The organism is Streptomyces sp. NPDC005774 (assembly GCF_042871645.1).
GTDB classification, from domain to species: Bacteria; Actinomycetota; Actinomycetes; order Streptomycetales; family Streptomycetaceae; genus Streptomyces; species Streptomyces pratens.
Window position 1 is genome coordinate 83,232 of record NZ_JBIAIV010000003.1, and the last position, 17,541, is coordinate 100,772.

The 17,541-nt window shown below is 70.5% G+C and carries 16 protein-coding genes and 1 pseudogene; 12 read left to right on the forward strand and 5 right to left on the reverse strand.

Annotated features, from left to right (window positions below; all coding sequences use genetic code 11):
• The first annotated feature begins 141 nt into the window (after window positions 1-141).
• The 4 genes from ACFYQA_RS04300 (at window position 142) to ACFYQA_RS04315 (ending at window position 3,780) form a co-directional block, all read left to right on the forward strand.
• Window positions 142-2,439: an ATP-dependent DNA helicase UvrD2 gene (locus tag ACFYQA_RS04300; RefSeq protein ID WP_388911317.1), complete on the forward strand. Its 2,298-nt coding sequence runs from the start codon at window positions 142-144 to the stop codon at window positions 2,437-2,439.
• Window positions 2,440-2,604: 165 nt separating this feature from the next.
• A complete protein-coding gene (locus tag ACFYQA_RS04305; RefSeq protein ID WP_388911319.1) occupies window positions 2,605-2,919 on the forward strand; it encodes a hypothetical protein in 315 nt (104 codons plus the stop codon).
• A 172-nt stretch (window positions 2,920-3,091) separates the two neighbouring features.
• A complete protein-coding gene (locus tag ACFYQA_RS04310; protein ID WP_055573144.1) occupies window positions 3,092-3,460 on the forward strand; it encodes a WhiB family transcriptional regulator in 369 nt (122 codons plus the stop codon).
• Window positions 3,457-3,780, forward strand: coding sequence for a hypothetical protein (locus tag ACFYQA_RS04315; protein ID WP_388911322.1), 324 nt, complete (start codon window positions 3,457-3,459; stop codon window positions 3,778-3,780). The genes ACFYQA_RS04310 and ACFYQA_RS04315 overlap by 4 nt, the downstream gene beginning before the upstream one ends.
• A 660-nt stretch (window positions 3,781-4,440) precedes the next feature.
• Here the strand turns inward: ACFYQA_RS04315 and ACFYQA_RS04320 are convergent.
• Both ACFYQA_RS04320 and ACFYQA_RS04325 read right to left on the reverse strand, forming a co-directional pair.
• Window positions 4,441-5,811: pseudogene (locus ACFYQA_RS04320) on the reverse strand (ABC1 kinase family protein); the annotation flags it as partial.
• Window positions 5,804-7,030, reverse strand: coding sequence for a TOMM precursor leader peptide-binding protein (locus ACFYQA_RS04325; protein ID WP_388911325.1), 1,227 nt, complete (start codon window positions 7,028-7,030; stop codon window positions 5,804-5,806). The gene ACFYQA_RS04325 and the pseudogene ACFYQA_RS04320, both read right to left, overlap by 8 nt.
• Before the next feature lie 232 nt (window positions 7,031-7,262).
• On the opposite strand from ACFYQA_RS04325, the gene ACFYQA_RS04330 reads away from it, so the two are divergent.
• The 4 genes from ACFYQA_RS04330 (at window position 7,263) to ACFYQA_RS04345 (ending at window position 11,194) form a co-directional block, all read left to right on the forward strand.
• Window positions 7,263-7,859 carry a M48 family metallopeptidase gene (locus ACFYQA_RS04330; RefSeq protein ID WP_386396373.1) on the forward strand — a complete coding sequence of 199 codons (597 nt, stop codon included), beginning with the start codon at window positions 7,263-7,265 and terminating at the stop codon, window positions 7,857-7,859.
• Window positions 7,860-7,995: 136 nt separating this feature from the next.
• The gene (locus tag ACFYQA_RS04335; RefSeq protein WP_388911329.1) at window positions 7,996-9,729 is read left to right on the forward strand and encodes a TerD family protein; all 1,734 of its coding nucleotides are present in this window, start codon (window positions 7,996-7,998) and stop codon (window positions 9,727-9,729) included.
• 11 nt (window positions 9,730-9,740) lie between these two features.
• A complete protein-coding gene (locus tag ACFYQA_RS04340; protein ID WP_388911332.1) occupies window positions 9,741-10,421 on the forward strand; it encodes an AIM24 family protein in 681 nt (226 codons plus the stop codon).
• 17 nt (window positions 10,422-10,438) lie between these two features.
• Window positions 10,439-11,194 (forward strand): AIM24 family protein, encoded by a 756-nt coding sequence (locus tag ACFYQA_RS04345; RefSeq protein ID WP_388911335.1) that lies wholly within the window; start codon window positions 10,439-10,441, stop codon window positions 11,192-11,194.
• A 138-nt stretch (window positions 11,195-11,332) separates the two neighbouring features.
• On the opposite strand, the gene ACFYQA_RS04350 is transcribed toward ACFYQA_RS04345, so the two are convergent.
• A complete protein-coding gene (locus ACFYQA_RS04350; protein ID WP_388911338.1) occupies window positions 11,333-11,860 on the reverse strand; it encodes an NUDIX hydrolase in 528 nt (175 codons plus the stop codon).
• Window positions 11,857-13,341, reverse strand: a complete 1,485-nt coding sequence (locus ACFYQA_RS04355; protein WP_388911341.1) for a zinc-dependent metalloprotease — start codon at window positions 13,339-13,341, stop codon at window positions 11,857-11,859. Before ACFYQA_RS04355 ends, ACFYQA_RS04350 begins: the two co-directional genes overlap by 4 nt.
• Window positions 13,342-13,533: 192 nt before the next feature.
• Between ACFYQA_RS04355 and ACFYQA_RS04360 the strand changes: the two genes are divergently transcribed.
• The 4 genes from ACFYQA_RS04360 (at window position 13,534) to ACFYQA_RS04375 (ending at window position 16,869) form a co-directional block, all read left to right on the forward strand.
• On the forward strand, window positions 13,534-14,649 hold the full coding sequence (locus tag ACFYQA_RS04360) for an SDR family oxidoreductase (RefSeq protein WP_388911344.1): 1,116 nt from the start codon (window positions 13,534-13,536) through the stop codon (window positions 14,647-14,649).
• 90 nt (window positions 14,650-14,739) lie between these two features.
• Window positions 14,740-15,198, forward strand: coding sequence for a molybdenum cofactor biosynthesis protein MoaE (locus tag ACFYQA_RS04365; RefSeq protein ID WP_388911347.1), 459 nt, complete (start codon window positions 14,740-14,742; stop codon window positions 15,196-15,198).
• Between the two features lie 298 nt (window positions 15,199-15,496).
• A complete protein-coding gene (locus tag ACFYQA_RS04370; protein WP_386396360.1) occupies window positions 15,497-15,676 on the forward strand; it encodes a hypothetical protein in 180 nt (59 codons plus the stop codon).
• A gap of 98 nt (window positions 15,677-15,774) precedes the next feature.
• On the forward strand, window positions 15,775-16,869 hold the full coding sequence (locus tag ACFYQA_RS04375; RefSeq protein ID WP_388911350.1) for a PDZ domain-containing protein: 1,095 nt from the start codon (window positions 15,775-15,777) through the stop codon (window positions 16,867-16,869).
• Between the two features lie 80 nt (window positions 16,870-16,949).
• Here ACFYQA_RS04375 and ACFYQA_RS04380 read toward each other — a convergent pair whose 3' ends face one another.
• Complete coding sequence (locus ACFYQA_RS04380; protein ID WP_388911353.1) at window positions 16,950-17,492, reverse strand: PPA1309 family protein; 543 nt, start codon at window positions 17,490-17,492, stop codon at window positions 16,950-16,952.
• Window positions 17,493-17,541: the final 49 nt, after the last annotated feature.

A 17,541-nucleotide genomic window follows, 5' to 3' on the forward strand; every position in this document is an offset into this window, starting at 1 on the left:
TCCTTCGGCAACTCGGGAAGTTCTCGCTGAGGGAGGAACATACTTGAAAGCGCCACCATTCCCGGGGGCCGTGGCCGCCCACCCGCGTGACGTGATGTCCGCCTCATCCGCGTGACGCGATGCCTGCCGCACGAGGACGTGATGCCTGCCGCATCAGTACGACTGCGAGGGTCCGCCTGTGGACAACCGGCTCAGCCGTCTCCGGTGACCTGGCAGCATGGCTGTGTGACAGCAGCAACGCACTCCCCTCTCTTCCCGCAGGTACCGGACTCGGCCGACGCGGTACTCGAAGGGCTCGACCCCGAGCAGCGTGAGGTCGCCACCGCCCTGCACGGTCCGGTGTGTGTGCTGGCAGGCGCCGGCACCGGCAAGACCAGGGCGATCACCCACCGGATCGCCTACGGGGTGCGCGCCGGGATCCTCCAGCCCTCCAGCGTGCTCGCCGTCACCTTCACCAACCGCGCCGCCGGGGAGATGCGCGGGCGGCTGCGCCAGCTCGGTGCCGTGGGGGTCCAGGCCCGCACCTTCCACTCGGCGGCGCTCCGCCAACTCCAGTACTTCTGGCCGAAAGCGGTCGGTGGCTCCCTGCCCCGGCTGGTCGACCGCAAGATCCAGCTCGTCGCCGACGCGGCCGCCACCTGCCGCATCCGGCTCGACCGGGGCGAGCTGCGGGACGTCACCGCCGAGATCGAGTGGGCCAAGGTCACCCAGACCGTCCCGGCCGACTACCCGCCCGCCGCCGCCAAGGCCGCGCGTGAGGCGACCCGCGACCCCGCCGAGATCGCCCAGCTCTACGCCGCCTACGAGGACCTCAAGCGGGAGCGGGGGGTCATCGACTTCGAGGACGTGCTGCTGCTCACCGTGGCCGTGCTCCAGGACCGCCAGGACATCGCGGAACAGGTCCGCGCCCAGTACCAGCACTTCGTCGTCGACGAATACCAGGACGTCAGCCCGCTCCAACAGCGGCTGCTGGAACTCTGGCTCGGCGACCGGGAGGACCTGTGCGTGGTCGGCGACGCCAGCCAGACGATCTACTCGTTCACGGGCGCAACGCCCGACCACCTGCTCGACTTCCGCACCAAGCACCCCGGTGCCACCGTCGTGAAACTGGTCCGCGACTACCGCTCGACCCCCCAGGTGGTCCGCCTCGCCAACGGACTGCTCGCCCAGGCGCACGGCCGTGCCGCCGATCACCGGCTGGAACTCGTCTCCCAGCGCGGCCCGGGACCCGACCCCGTCTTCACGGAGTACACCGACGAACCCGCGGAGGCCGAGGGCGCCGCGCGCCGGATCGGTGAACTGATCGGCTCCGGTGTCCGGGCCAGCGAGATCGCCGTTCTGTTCCGCACGAACTCCCAGTCCGAGACCTACGAACAGGCCCTCGCGGACGCCGGAGTGCCGTACCAGCTGCGTGGCGCCGAGCGTTTCTTCGACCGTCCGGAAGTGCGCAAGGCGGGCAGCGCCCTGCGCGCGGCGGCCCGCTTCGGCGGCAACGACAGCCTCCTCGACGACGTGGTGGACCTGCCCTCCCAGGTACGTGCCGTGTTGTCGGGCGAAGGCTGGACGGCACAGCCGCCGGCGGGCTCGGGGGCGGTACGGGAGCGCTGGGAGTCCCTGGCCGCTCTGGTGAACCTCGCCCAGGACTTCGTCACCGCGAAGCCGGACGCCACCCTCGCCGATCTCGTCGCCGAACTCGACGAGCGGGCAGGCGCCCAGCACGCCCCGACCGTGCAGGGCGTCACCCTCGCGTCGCTGCACTCGGCCAAGGGCCTGGAGTGGGACGTGGTCTTCCTGGTCGGTGTCGCCGAGGGCATGATGCCGATCACCTACGCGAAGACCGACGAACAGATCGAGGAGGAGCGCCGCCTCCTCTATGTAGGTGTCACCCGGGCACGGGAGCGGCTCCACGTCTCCTGGTCGCTCGCCCGCTCGCCCGGCGGGCGGGCGAACCGCCGGCCCAGCCGTTTCCTCGACGGGCTGCGTTCAGGCTCGCCGTCAGGCCGCGGCGGCGCGGCCGGCAGCGGAGCCACGGGGGGTGTGGAGCATGGTGTGTCCGGGAGGGCGACCGCCGTCTCCGTGGCCCCGGAACCAAGACGCAGGCAGCGCGGCCCCGCCCGCTGCCGGGTCTGCGGCCGCACGCTGACGGACGCGGGCGAGATGAAACTGATGCGCTGCGAGGACTGCCCCTCCGACATGGACGAGGGCGTCTACGAGCGGTTGCACGACTGGCGTGGTGAGCAGGCGCGGCGCAGTGGGCAGCCCGCCTTCTGCGTCTTCACCGACAAGACGCTGGTGGCCATCGCCGAGGCCATCCCCGAGGACCCGCCGGGGCTCGCCCGCATCCCCGGCGTGGGCAAGCGCAAGCTGGACCGTTACGGGGCGGACGTACTGGCGATCTGCGCAGGCAGGGACGGAGCGCAGGGCAAAGATCAGGACTGATTCCAACTCGTCGAGAAAATAGTTTGCGCATGCCCCAGGAATCCCCATAGGTTCTTAGACACGAGAGCAGCGGCCTTCTCGGAGGCCCTGATTCCGTGCTGTACTTGCATATCCGTCGGACCGGCTGACCCCGGTCCCCCGATGCGCCGAGAGGAGGCGAGTCCTGTGATCAACATCAACACCAGCTCCGTCGTCAAAATGACCGATCGCTCGGCCGTCTCCCTGTGCATTCTCGGCGTCTCGAATCAGGGCACCGCTCTGTCCGGCATCCCTGCCGCACGTCCGGCGTCCTCCGTTGCTCCCGCGGGCCTTGTCGTCCGTGAGCGTGATGAGCGACCGATCAAGGCACTGGAAGCGGTAGAGGCACAGGCGAAGGCCTATGCCTTTGCGGCGGCCGGTGCCGGATTCCGGGAGCAGACGACGCAGCACCACCTGATGTGGGCCTTCCGTGGGCCAGAACCCTGGAGTGATCCAGCCTGATTCGATCAGGCCGGCGCCTTCAGGGCCGCGGAACCCCACCCGGGATCCGCGGCCCTTCTGTTTGTCCCCGAACAGGGACGGCGGACCGAAGCGCCTCGGGACAGGACAAGAACCCGGTACCAGCCGCCACCCGGCCCACCGGCCGGAAACGACCAGACGAGGAAGACGAACCGTGCAACTCGAAGCGCACGCCCCGTCCGTACCGCCTTCCGACACGATCCCCAAGCCCGGCTCCACGGAGGACCCGACCTTGACTCCGCTCACCGCGCTCACCGCGCTCGACGACGCCATCGAGAACCTCGGCGTACCCGTCCCCTGCCGTTCCTACGACCCGGAGGTCTTCTTCGCCGAGTCGCCGGCGGACGTCGAGTACGCCAAGTCCCTCTGCCGCACCTGCCCGCTGATGGAGGCCTGCCTCGCCGGCGCCAAGGAGCGGCGTGAGCCGTGGGGCGTCTGGGGCGGCGAGCTGTTCGTCCAGGGCGTCGTTGTCGCCCGGAAGCGGCCGCGTGGCCGTCCGCGGAAGAACCCGGTCACGGCATGAACACCCCAGGAACGATCGACCGCCCCCTCACGCACGACCCCCGGAAACAGGCCCCGATGATGCCGACCGCCGACGAGCCCGCAGGCTCCGCGACCGAAGACTTCACCACCCGTGGTGCGAACGACTCGCGCCAGAACAGGACCCGTGAGATGCAACTCATTCCAGAAGCCCTGGCCCGTGCGCATATGCACGAGCGCCTGCACGAGGCCGAGCGGGAGCGTCGGGCGGTACGCCTGGTGACCGCTCGTCGGATGCAGCGCCGGGCCGAGCGCGCCTCCCAGCGTGCCCGCCGCGCACTCGCCATGGCCGTCATGCAGTAACCGATCCAACCGATCGGGTCGATTCGTCCTTCGAGTCGATCCAGCCCGTCGTGGCTCTTCCGTGGGGGCCGGTCCGTGCCGAACGGGCCGGCCCCCACGGCGCGTTGCGCCGAGCGAGCCGTCCGGTACGGCGTTGTCGTCACCGGATGACGAGCCATTTTGAAGATGGTGACGGTGGCGATGGCGGTGACGACCGCTCGGCCGCGGAACAGACGCCCCAGGCGCGCGCCCGCTGTGGTGTGACGTCCGAGGGCCCGCTGCCGACCTGGACCCTTTCAGTGGGGAACGGCATCCGGCGGTACTACTGCGAGGCCTGGTCCCGGCAGCGCCCACGGGCGATCGAGGGCCGCCCGGACGCGCAGTGGTGGTGACAGCGGGCGCGGTCCGGGGCGGTGTCTCTCACGCCTGCGCCGCCGACGCCTCCTCGGCCGGTTCGGCCGCCTCGTCACCGAGCGCCTCGTCCCCGGCGGTCACCGCCGAAGACTTCCCCTCCGTAGCCTTCCTCGCCGCGGGCTTCCCCTTCGCGGGCTTCCGCTTCATGTACTTCTGCTCGGCGGACTTCCGTCCGGCGGGTTTCGCCTCCGAGGGCTCCTTCACCAGGGTCTCGTCCACCGCTTGCCTCGGTACCAGTTCCCCTGCTCCTTCTGTTCTCCCTGTTGTCTCTGCCCCCGTTGTCCCTGGCTCCGCTTCTTCCTTCTCTTCCAGGACGAACCCCGGCAGCCACTCCCGCAGTTCGTCGCGCAGCCGTACCGTCCCGCCCAGCTGGCACAGCACGCCGATCGTGCTCAGGGTCACCCGGTGGATCAGCAGATACGCCGGGGGAAGGTTGAGCTGCTTGGCCAGTTGGTAGGCGGGGGAACGAGGGTCGCCGATGCGGGCGGCCTGGCCGCGCATCCAGCCACGGGTGAATGTGAACGCCTCGGCCTGCGCCGGCTCGATGATCGGCAGGAGATACTCGAGGACCGCGTCGGGATCCAACTCGATGGTCTCCCTGATGAACCCCTCCGCGCACAGCATCGCGTAGACGGCCTCCGCCTCGCCGTCCAGCGTCATCCGCAGTGCCTCGCCGATGGGAGCGGGCAGCCCACCCGGCAACCGGTCGACCGTGCCGAAGTCCAGCACACCCAGACGCCAGTCGTCCTCGCCGTCCGGGCCGCCGGGCAGCAGACGGAAGTTGCCCGGGTGCGGGTCGGCGTGCAGTAGTCCGGTGCGGGCCGGCCCGGAGAACAGGAAACGAGCGAGGAGTTGGCCGGCCCGGTCCCGCTGTCCCTCCGTACCGCCCGAGATGATCTCCGACAGCGGTACGCCGTCCATCCACTCGGTGACCAGCACCTGCTCGCACTGGTGGACCACCGCCGGTACGACGACATCGGGGTCGTCCGCGAACTCCTCGGCGTGGGCCCGCTGGGCCTGGGCCTCCAGGCCGTAGTCCAGTTCCTCCGCGACCCGGTCCTTGAGCTCAGTGATCAGCGGCTTGACATCCATTCCGGGAACCAGTGGGCCCAGCAGCCGGGCGAACCGGCTCAACTGGTTCAGGTCGGACAGCAAGGCCTCCCCGGCGCCCGGGTACTGCACCTTGACCGCCACCTCACGGCCGTCGTGCCACACCCCACGGTGTACCTGGCCGATCGAGGCCGCGGCGGACGGCTTGTCCTCGAACTCCAGGAACAGGTCGGGCCAGTCCTCGCCGAGCCGCTCCTCCAGCACCGTGTGCACGGTCCGGACAGGCATCGGCGGAGCCGCCTCCTGGAGTTTCGTCAGCGCCGCACGGTAGGGCCCGGCGACCTCCTCCGGCAGGGCCGACTCGAAGACCGACAGGGCCTGGCCGAACTTCATCGCGCCGCCCTTGAGCTCGCCGAGCACCTTGAACAGCTGCTCCGCGGTGCGCTGCTGCAACTCGCGGCCGACGATCTCCGCGGACTCGCCCACGATTCGCTTGCCGAGCCCCCAGGTCGCCCGCCCGGCGAAGCCGAGCGGGAGCGCGGCCAGTTTGGCGGTCCTGGTGACAGCCTTCCGGGGAAGATCAGACATGAGCCCTCCAAGTCCCTGCCGGCCGCTCCGCGTCCGCCTGACGGCACAACTTCCTCGACGGCCCGTGCGAGCCCATTGTCTCGTGCGTCCGGCCGTGTTCGGCGGTGTGCTCCGACTCCGTTTTCTCCGCGTTCCGGCCTGCCGCTCCGCACGGACACCCGGGATGCGCCCAGACCGGCCGAGCATGCCAGTGCAGACCCGGGAGCGAAGCCTCCCAGCGGGCACCGGCACTGGACGGAACATGACCGTCCAGGAAGGCGAGCGTGTGGGCACCGGCCAGTCCGGCCACGGTCGCGGCCAGTGACAGATCGCAGGCTCCCACCCGGCGCTGCTGTCCGGAACGCCACTGGGCGACCATACGCGGCCAGGTCGGATCCCGGTCGGTCCTGTCTTCCTGGAGACAGCCCGCGCAGCCTGTCTCACCGGGCAGGACGAGCGGGCCGACGACACCGGTTCCCTCCACCACGCCGACGTAGAGGTGGGGTGTTCCCGAGGCCATCAGAGGCTCGGTCCCCGCCGGGTCCGGGGTGTGCACGGCGACGTCGTCCCGCGAAGCGACGATCACCAGGGAGAAACCGGGAGCACCCTCCTCCGGCGGGCGCTGAGCGGTCCGGCGCGGCGACCGGTCCGGCGCGGCCCGGCGCACAACACGGCGGGCCGCCTCGTGTCTGCGATCACCGACGGCTTCCGGGGGCAGGCCGCCCGGTGCGACGTCCCAGGGCTCGACCCGGCCGATGTCGCGGACGTCGACCTCACCCACGCCGGCCCCGGACAGCAGTGCCGCCAGCGTCGAGCCCACCCGGCCCGCGCCCCTCACCTGCACCCGGGCTCCGCGGCGCGCCGCGAGCCGGCCGAGTGCGTCGCCCGGCGCGGAGGTGGTCAGGGCCAGCGAGGCCAGATCGGGGCGCAGCCGGTCGAGGACCTCCCGTTTCTCGCGCAGGGCGTCGGCGGCCGGGCCGCCGCCCCGGGAGTCGTCGAGGAGCCCGGCCCGGGACAGCCGGGCCACGAGCCGGTCGACATGACCGTCGGGCAGATCCATCCGTCGGCCCTCCTCACGCAGGCGATCGAGCCCACGGGTGCCGTTGAGTAGATCGAGGAAGCTGCCCGTCGCCGTGTCCACCGGCCCCAGGGTCAATGCGTGCGCGGGTGTCATCCCGAACTGCACGGTGTTGAGGTCGCGCCAGCCGCGCCGGAGCGCCGGCTTCACCATCGGATGCATGTCAGGTCCCCCGCGTCTCCGTGAACGGCTGCCGCTCGAATGACTGCCGTGGTATCGCCGCCCACCCGTGGGCCGGTCGACGAGTGCCAGCATGCCCGGATTCGGAGTGGCTTGCCGAAATTTGTCCACAGGCAGGGCAATTAATCATATAAATCCGACGCATGGCGGGGGGATCGATATCGAAGAGTCCCGGAGCCGGGACTTCCCCGTGTGCAGCGGGTAACGTCGGGGCGTGCCCGCCGACCCACTGCACAGCGCCACACATCCTCAGCGCAGCACGACGAGTCAGCCGACGAGCGGCTCACGGGCGAGCGCGATCGAGGTCCGCAGGAGCGCCCGCCGGCGCAGAACGGTCTCCGCGTACCGCGAGGGCGATCGCACCGTGGTGCTCATTCCCGCCCGGATGTCCGAGGCGGAGGAGCAGCGCTGGGTGAACGTCATGCTCGACAAGCTGGCGGCCCAGGAGAGCAGGCGGGCACTCGGGGACACCGAACTGGCCGAGCGCGCCGAGCGGCTGTCGGCCCAGTACTTCAACGGGCGGGCCCAGCCCCGCTCCGTACGCTGGGTGACCAACCAGAACACGCGCTGGGGTTCGTGCACGCCGTCCGAGGGCAGCATCCGCCTGTCGCACCGACTGCAGGGCATGCCCGAGTACGTGGTCGACTATGTCCTCTGCCACGAACTGGCTCACCTGCTCGTGCCCGGACACGGGCCCGGCTTCTGGCGTCTGCTGGAGGCGTATCCGAAGACGGAACGGGCCCGGGGCTACCTCGAAGGAGTGGTCGCGGCCGAGCGGTTGCCCCATCTGCCGGGGACCCGCAACCAGTGAATGCCGCCCGACGTGAGTGCCCCGTAGAGGCACCCGCGCATTGTGTACCGGGCCTGTACCGACTTCACCCGATGTCCGAGTTTGCGGTTAGCCTGGCGCGACGCACTCACATTCGGGATGGGGGACGGTCGTACGCATGGCCAGGGAATTCCAACGCGGCCACAAGGCCAGGATCAGTGACCTCACCGCGGGTACGGATCTGTACGTAGGCGTGCAGATCTCCGGCCCCGGGCTCACCTTCGACATCAGCTGCTTCGGTCTCGATGCCGATGAACGGCTCTCGGACGACCGGTACTTCATCTTCTTCAACCAGCCGAAGTCCCCCGAGGAGTCCCTTCAGCTGCTGGGCCCCCAGGCGGGCGACACGGAGTCCTTCCGCGTGACGCTGGACGGCATCCCGCAGCAGATCAAGAAGCTGTCCTTCACGGCGACGCTCGACGGCGCCGGGCAGATGTCCCAGATCGGTCCCGGATACATCCGCATCGTCGCGGGTGGCGAGGAAGTGGCTCGCTATCCCTTCAGCGGCTCGGAGTTCTCCACCGAGCGGGCGGTGATGCTGGGTGACTTCTACTTCAAGGACGTGTGGCGGTTCGCCGCTGTCGGACAGGGCTTCGACGGCGGGCTCGACGCGCTGCTGAAGAACTTCGGCGGTGAGGTGGCGGAGGAAGAGCCCGCCGCCCCGCCGCAGCCTCAGCCGCAGGCGGGAGGTACTGTCCCGGGCTTCGCCCCGCCCGCGTTCGGTGTCCCCGGCACCCCCGCGCCGGCTCCCGCGCCCGTCTCGGCCCCTGCTCCCGCACCGGTGCCTCAGCCCGCCGCGCAGGGGTTCGCCCCTCCGCCCGGCGTCACCCCGCCGGCCCCCGCGCCGCCGGCCCCCGCGCCGTCGATGCACGCCGCGCCGACGATCGTCGCGCCCTTGCACACTCCGCCCGGCGGTTCCCCGGTGCCGCCACCGTCTCCGGCGCCCGCCTTCGACCGGCCCGGTCAGCAGCCACCCGCCCCGAGCGCCCCGCCGCCCCCTGGCTACGGCGCGCAGCCGCACGCACCGCATGCGCCGCATGCCCCCGCCCCGCCACCCGGTTACGGCCAGCCGACGCCCCCGCCGGGTTACGGCCAGCCGACGCCGCCCGGACAGATGCCGCCGGGTCGGATGCCGGGTCAGCCGGCGCCCTACGGGGCACCGCAGGGCGCACCTCAGGGAGCGCCGCAGAGCCCGGGTGTGCTCGGCGCGCTCCAGATGTTCAAGGAGACGCCCACCGGACAGCGCTGGACCCAGCAGAACCCGAAGCTGGTCCGCGCCGACCTCGGCATGGGGGGACAGTCCGTGCTGGCCCGTCAGGGCAGCATGGTGCTCTACCAGGGCAAGGTCGACTTCAGTTACAAGGGCGCCGGGTTCAGCGGCCGGATTGTCGGCAACGCGACCGGCCAGGAGATGCAGCTGATGCGCTGCACGGGCCAGGGCCAGGTGTTCTTCGCCGAGGACGCCACGATGCTGCACCCGATCGAGCTCCAGGGAGACGCCGTGTGTGTCTCCGCCGAGAGCGTCCTCGCCTTCGACGAGAGCCTCCAGTACGAGGTCCGCCGCATCGAGGGACACGGCATCCCCGGCGGCGCGCTGTTCACGATGCAGTTCCAGGGGACCGGCACCATCGTCGTCAAGACGCACGGTGTGCCCGTGGTCCTGCCGGTGACACCCACCACGTTCGCCGACGCCAACGCCGTGGTCGCCTGGTCGGCCGCCTCCCAGGTGATCGTTTCCAGCCAGGTGCGGATGCGCCGCAACTCCTACCCCGGTGATACCGGGGAGAGCGTCAACCTCCAGTTCCGGGGCGCGCCCGGCAACTTCATCGTCGTCCAGCCGTACGAGATCTGAGGGAGCCCGTCATGAACCAGCCACTCGCGGGCTACGCCCCCGCACCGGTCACCGCGCGTATGGAGAACCACGGCGACCACATGCTCAAGGTCGCCATGCAAACGGGGAACGACCTCCTCGCGCGCGTCGGGTCGATGATCGCCTACGAAGGGTTCATCCAGTACGAGCCCAACCCGCCGGCCGTGCGCCAGATCGCCCGGGACTGGGCCACCGGGGAGGGCGCCCCGCTGATGAAGTGCTCCGGTGACGGACTGCTCTACCTCGCCGACTACGGTGCGAACGTCGTCGTGCTCAACCTCAACGGCGAAGGCATCTCCGTCAACGCCACCAACCTGCTCGCCTTCGACGCCGGCCTGACATGGGGCGTGGAACGGGTGAAGGGTCTGGCGAAGTTCGCCGGTCAGGGCCTGTGGAACACCAAGATCTCCGGGCAGGGCTGGGTCGCGCTGACCTCCCGGGGCAAGCCGATCGTCGTCGACTGCGGCGGCGGTGACGACGAGACGTACGTCGACCCGGACGCCCTGGTCGCCTGGTCCCCGAACCTCAAGGTGAAGGGCAAGCGCAGCTTCCGGGCGCAGTCGCTGATCGGCCGCGGCAGCGGCGAGGCCTACCAGATGGCGTTCTCCGGTCAGGGCATCGTCGTCGTCCAGCCCAGTGAGGACAGCACCGACCGTCTCCGGGTCCGGGGCTGAGGGGGAGCAACCACACCATGCAGAGTCCGCTTTTCGCCTTCAACGACCAGCAGACCCAGGAACGCTGGAGCCTGCAGAACAAGCAGATGCTCCGGGTCGCTCTGGGAGGGCACGACGACATCCTCGCCCGCAAGGGCAGCATGATCGCCTACCAGGGACTCGTCGAGTTCGACGCCGAGTACCAGAGCCGCGGCCAGGCACGCAGCCGTTCGCGCACCGGTGAGGGACTGGACCTGATGCGCTGCCACGGGCAGGGCACGGTCTACCTCGCCAACCTCGCCCAGCACATCCATGTCATGGACGTGGATCATGAGGGGCTGACCGTCGACAGCAGCTACGTGCTTGCCATGGACTCCTCGCTGCATCACGAGGTCATCGCCGTCGACAGCCTGTACGGCATCTCCGGCTCCGGAAAGTACCAGCTCAACATCACCGGTCAGGGCAAGGTTGCCCTGATGACTTCCGGCATGCCGTTGCTGATGCAGGTGACGCCGGACAAGTACGTCAATTGCGACGCCGACGCGATCGTCGCCTGGTCCATGGGGCTGCGCGTGCAACTGCAGGCCCAGACGCATTCCTCCGGAGTGTGGCGGCGCCGCGGCAACACCGGCGAGGGCTGGGAGCTCAGCTTCATGGGCAGCGGCTTCGCGCTCGTTCAGCCCAGCGAGCTGCTGCCGCCGCAGAACGCCCGGATCGGATCCGGCATCGCCGCGCATTACGGCATGGGACAGCAGGGTGCCCGCGGGCAGAACCAGGGCAACGTCTGGAGCTGAGCGGCGTCCGCAGACACAACGTGTGAGGGGCGACAGGCTTGGCGGTCGCCCCTCACGGGTATCCGTGGAACAGCCGGGTGCCGGTCTCCTGCCCGTGTCCGTAGAACACAGGGTGCCGGCCCGGCCCGCCCCCGCAGATCAGTCGCCCAGCCGCGTCAGGGTCGCCTCCAGCAGACGGACGACCGAGGCATCCGCCACCTCCGCCACCTCGGCGTACGGGAACCAGCGCAGGTCGAGCGACTCCTCGCTGATGGTGTGCGCGGCATCGGGAGCGGCCACGGCCGCGTACTGGACGTCGAAGTGCCAGTTGCAGGGTGAAGGGATCGCATGCCGGTCCAGGCGCACCGGCCCGCCCGCCAGGAGGGTCAGCCCCGCGATGCCCGACTCCTCGGTGGCCTCCCGCAGAGCCGCCGCCGTCAGCGACGGGTCGCCCGGCTCGCAGTGACCGCCCATCTGCAGCCACATCCGCAGCTTCCGGTGCAGGGTCAGCAGCACCCGGCCGCGCCCGGGGTCGACCACCAGGGCGCTGGCGGTGAGATGGCCCACGTGGCAAGCCTTCCACATGCCGTCCGGATGCGCGGCGAGGTGGTCCAGGTAGGCCTGGCGCAGCTCCGGCTGGTCCTTGTACCCCTTGAGCACGAGAACCGCGTCGTCGTGCAGACTCACTCGGCGCCGTCACCCTTGCGGTCGTCGTCCTTGCCGCCGTCGTTCTTTCCCTCGCCGCCGTCCCCGGTGGTGTCCTCGTCCTTGCTCCGCTTGCCGAGGTCGTGCTTGCCGGCCGCCTCGCCGAGCATCTTGTCCAGCTCGGAGAAGTCGATCTGCTCGCGGTGCACGAAGCCGTCCGGGTCGTCCAGGTCGGTGGCCGTCGGCAGCATGTCCGGGTGGGCCCACAGGGCGTCCCGCCCGTCGACACCGCGCGCGTCCGTGAGCGAGGCCCACAGCCGCGAGGCGTCGCGCAGTCGGCGAGGGCGCAGCTCCAGGCCGATCAGCGTGGCGAACGTCTGCTCCGCGGGGCCGCCCGAGGCGCGGCGACGGCGCAGCGTCTCGCGCAGCGCGTCCGCCGACGACAGGCGGGGCTTCGCCGCCGCGTGCACCACGGCGTCCACCCAGCCCTCGACGAGGGCCAGCGCCGTCTCGAGACGGGCCAGCGCCGCCTTCTGCTGCGGGGTGTCCTCCGGCTGGAACATGCCCTGCTGAAGAGCTTCCTGGAGCTGCTCCGGGTTCTGCGGGTCGAACTGGCCGACCACGTCCTCCAGCTTGGCGGTGTCGACCTTGATCCCGCGCGCATAACCGTCGACGGCACCGAACAGGTGTGAGCGCAGCCACGGCACATGTGCGAACAGGCGCTGATGGGCGGCCTCGCGCAGGGCGAGATACAGCCGCACCTCCTCCTGTGCGACGCCCAGGTCCTTGCCGAACGCCGCGACGTTCACCGGCAGCAGCGCGGCCTTGCCCGCTGGGCCGAGCGGCAGGCCGATGTCGGTGGAGCCGACGACCTCACCGGCCAGTACGCCGACCGCCTGGCCGATCTGCGTACCGAACATGGCACCGCCCATCGAACGCATCATGCCGATCAGCGGGCCCGCCATGGCCTGCATCTCCTCCGGCAGCACGTCGCCCATCGCGGCGCCTACACGCTCGGCGACCGGGTCCACGAGCTCCTTCCACGCCGGCAGCGTCGCCTCGACCCACTCCGCGCGGCTCCATGCCACCGAGGAGACCGCACCGGACGGCAGCGAGGTGGCGTCGTCCAGCCACAGGTCGGCCAGCCGGACGGCCTCGTCGACGGCCCTGCGCTCGGCGGGGCCGACGCTCGCGTCCTTAGTGCCGTCGGCGGTGCCCTGGGACACCGTCTGGCGGGCGATCTGCTTGGCCATGTCCCAGTTCACCGGACCACCCTCGTAGGAGAGCATCTGGCCGAGCTGCTGGAACGCGGCGCCCAGGTCGTTGGGGTTCAGGGAACCGAACATCGCGGCGAACGGATTGTCCGCCCCGGGAGCGCCGAAGCCGCCGGCTCCGGGCATACCGAAACCGAACGGGTTGGCCGGGTCCTGACCACCACCGCTCTGCTGGTCCTTCTTCTTGCCCTCGTCGCCGTCGTCCGGCTCCTCCGGCGGAAGGCCGAATCCGAATGGGGTGTCACTCACGGGATTCCTCGGCTGATAGGGCCACCGGTTCTTTCCGGCGGCACGGCTGCCCGACAACACCACCCAGCGTAGACACCTGAGGCGGTTCGAGCCTCGATGCTTCGCCGACAGAAGGCCTGCGGCAGGATGGATGCCACCTGGTACACATGCTTCGCATGCGCTCGTACTGAAGACAACCGCTGGAGACGCCCGGTGAGTTCCCCAGATCCACAGGTTCGCGCAGCGCGAAACCGGTCAACCCGCTCGTCGCCCGCGCGGGGGCCCGTCGTCGTGGTCACCGGCGCCGCCTCCGGGGTCGGCGCGCTGCTCACCGAGCGGCTCGCCGCCTCGGAGGAGATCAAGCAGGTCATCGCCATCGACGAGCGCCGCGGCGACTGCGCCGAGGCGCAGTGGCACATCCTGGACGTGCGGGATCCAGCCATCGCGGAGCGACTGCGCGGGGCCGACGTCGTGGTGCATCTGGCGCTCGACCTCGACCTGGAGAGCGACGCCGTCGCCCGGACGGCCTACAACGTCCGTGGGACGCAGACCGTGCTGACCGCCGCCGCGGCGGCCGGAGTGCACCGGGTCGTGCTGTGCACCTCGACGATGGTCTACGGGGCGCTCCCGGACAACGAGCTGCCGCTGTCCGAGGACGCGGAGCTGCGGGCCACCGCCGAGGCCACGGGCGTGGGCGACCTCCTGGAGATCGAGCGGCTCGCGCGCAGGGCACCCCGCGCGCACCCCGGGCTCAATGTCACGGTCGTACGGCCCGCTGTCCTCGTCGGCGGCACCGACACCGCGCTGACCAGGTACTTCGAGTCACCCCGGCTGCTCGTGGTGGCCGGATCACGGCCCGCGTGGCAGTTCTGCCACGTCGACGATCTGTGCAGCGCCCTGGAGTATGCGGTCCGGGAAGAAGTCGACGGAGAGCTGGCCGTCGGGTGCGACGGATGGCTGGAGCAGGAGGAGGTCGAGGAGCTCAGCGGGATCCGGCGGATGGAGCTGCCGTCGGCGGTCGCGCTGGGCGCGGCGGCCCGGCTGCACCGGATCGGGCTCACCCCCTCCCCGGCCGGGGACCTGGCGTACACGATGCATCCCTGGGTGGTCAGCGGGAGCCGGCTGCACGACGCCGGGTGGCGGCCCGCCTACACCAACGAGCAGGTGCTGGCCGAGCTCCTGGAGGAGGTCTCCGGCCGGCACACGGTCGTCGGACGGCGGCTCGGACGCAAGGACGCGACGGCGGCGGGCGCCGCGGGAGCGACCGTGGCCCTGCTGGGCGCGGCCGCGGTGGTACGGCGGGCGCGGAAGGCCCGGCGGCGGATCTGAGCACGGGGGAGGGCCCCCTCGGCGACGGGAGCGCTGTGGAGCCCCGGGGCCGCTTCCGCGCTGCCGTGGTCGTGGGGCACGATGGAGGACATGGCATCCACGAAAGGTCACCCCGGTGAGCAGGCCGCGCAGGACCCGATCAAGCTGATCGCGCTCCGGGACGCGCCGCTGTCCGTGGACGAGGTCTTCCGGGCCGTCGGCGACGACGCGGCCGGCGGGACGGCACTGTTCGTGGGGACCGTGCGCAATCACGACGGCGGGACCGACGTCGACGAGCTGGGGTATTCGTGTCACCCGAGTGCCGAGGACGAGATGCGGCGGATCGCCGAGAAGGTCGTCGCCGAGTACCCCGTGCGGGCGCTGGCGGCCGTGCACCGGGTGGGGGATCTCGAGGTCGGGGATCTCGCCGTCGTCGTCGGCGTGTCGTGCGCGCACCGGGGCGAGGCCTTCGAGGCCTGCCGGAAGCTGATCGACGACCTCAAGCACGAGGTGCCCATCTGGAAGCACCAGAAGTTCTCCGACGGTACAGAAGGATGGGTCGGCGCGTAGCGGCGTCGTTGGGGGGTGGTGGTCGGGCGGCGGGAGGGCGGGTCGGCGCGTAGCGGCGTCGTTGGGGGGTGGTGGTCGGGCGGCGGGAGGGCGGGTCGGCGCGTAGCGGCGTCGTGGGGGACGGGTGGAGGGCCGCTGACCGGACGTCCCCGGAATCCGTCGTACCGTTCCGTGCTCGGAATTCTGTTCCCGCTCCACTCCGCTTGCGTAACCGCACCCCGGGTATGAGCGTTGTCACTGCGGATGGTTAATCTGCTGATCAGTCAGTCGCGGACGCTCATGGGGATGGGAGGTCGGCATGGCGGCACTTGCCTGGTTGCTGATTCCGTTTATGGCCGCGGTCGGCGCGGGACTGTGGGGCAGTTGGGCCAATCGGACCCGCCGGGCACGGAGCGACGGCCCCGAGCTCATCGGTTACGCCCGGTTCCGCGAGGCCATGGAGAGGCCTCGGCCATCGGAGGAAGAGCTTCGGCCCTAGGGTCGAAATAGCAGGTCACCGGTGTAGGACAAGGTCAGGGCTGCCCGGACGGGCGGCCCTGACAGTGCGCTGACAGGCCGGTCCCGTACTGTCGGTGCATGCCACGCCGCACCGCGACGATGCTCGCTTCCACCCTCATGCTGATCGTGCTTCTGTGCGCGGGTGTGTTCATCCCCGTGCCGTACGCGGAGATGTCCCCGGGGCCGACGGTGAACACTCTGGGCGACCACGACGGCGAGCCGGTGCTGCGGATCGACGGGCGCAAGACCTATCCGACCGACGGCCACCTCAACATGACCACGGTGCGGGTCACGAGCGCCGACTACCGGATGAACATGGTCGAGGCCGTCTACGGATGGCTCGCGCACGACAACAAGGTCGTGCCGCACGACACGCTCTACCCCGACGGCAAGACGGAGGAGCAGTCCACCCAGGAGAACGCTGAGGAGTTCAGCCAGTCCCAGGAGAGTGCCAAGGTCGCGGCCCTGAAGGAGCTCGACGTCCCGGTGAAGGCCTGGGTGATCGTCTCCACGGTCGTCAAGGACTCGCCCGCCGAGGGCAAGCTGCACGCCGGTGATGTGATCAGGAGCGTCGACGGCAGCGTGGTGCGCGAGCCGGCCGACGTCGCCGAGCTGGTGACCAAGCACAAGCCCGGCGAGGACGTCGACTTCACGATCGTGCCCGCCAAGGAGCAGGCCGCCGCCGAGAAGGAGAACCGGACACCGAAGCGGACCGAGGAGATCACGATCACCACCACGGCCTCCGACGACGCCGGGGACGAGCGCGCCGTCGTCGGGATCGCCGCCGGAACCGACCACACCTTCCCGTTCACCATCGACATCGAGCTCGCCGACGTCGGCGGACCGAGCGCCGGTCTGATGTTCGCGCTCGGCATCTACGACAAGCTCACCCCGGGCAGCCTGACCGGCGGCGAGTTCGTCGCCGGCACCGGCACCATCGACGACGCCGGCAAGGTCGGGCCGATCGGCGGCATCGAGATGAAGACGGTCGGCGCGCGTGCCAAGGGCGCCGAGTACTTCCTCACACCCGCCGACAACTGCGCGGCCGCCGCCGCGGACACCCCCGAGGGCCTCACGCTCATCAAGGTGGACACCATCCACGACGCCCTCGGCGCCATGAAGGACCTGGTCTCCGGTGACACCGCCGACCTGCCGACGTGCACGGCTTCCTGAGCGGCCGGACCACTCGCCGCAGCTCCTGACGGCTACGCCCCGAACTACGCCCCGAACTACGCCCCGAACTACGCCCCGAACTACGCCTCGAACGTCGCCGTCAGGGCCTCCGCCAGGCCTGGCACCAGGGCGGATCCGGTGAGGACCTCCGTCGGTGAGTCCTTCGCCCGCAGCCGCAAGGCGGAATCGCGGGCACCGTCACGCAGCACCGCGACCGTCATGCGGACCTCCTGGCGCTCCGGGTGCTCCGCCACCCATGCCGCCAGCGCGGCCTCGTCCAGATCCTGCGGAACCTGGGCCTCCGCGGACGGCGGCAGCATCAGACGCTCCACGGTCAGGGCGCAGCCGGCCACCGAGTCGGGCCAGGCGATGGTGCCCAGGAACTCGTCGAGCGGCTTGCCCGTTGGAATTGCGTCCTGCTCGATCGGGGTGAGGGCCGTTGTCTCCTTTTCGTCGCCCGGACCGAGCCGGTTTGCGAGGGAGGGCTGCTCGGCACGCAGCCGTGCGGTGTCTACGAGGGCGAAGAGACGGGCAGGCTGGTCCCAGCCGAGGCCGGAGACGTACTCGTCGATCTCGAGCACGGCCCGGGTGAGCGGGCTCGCCGCCATGGGTGTGTTGGACATGGTCACAATCCTCTCTCGTTGAGGGCCGAAATCGGGAACCGAGTAAAGG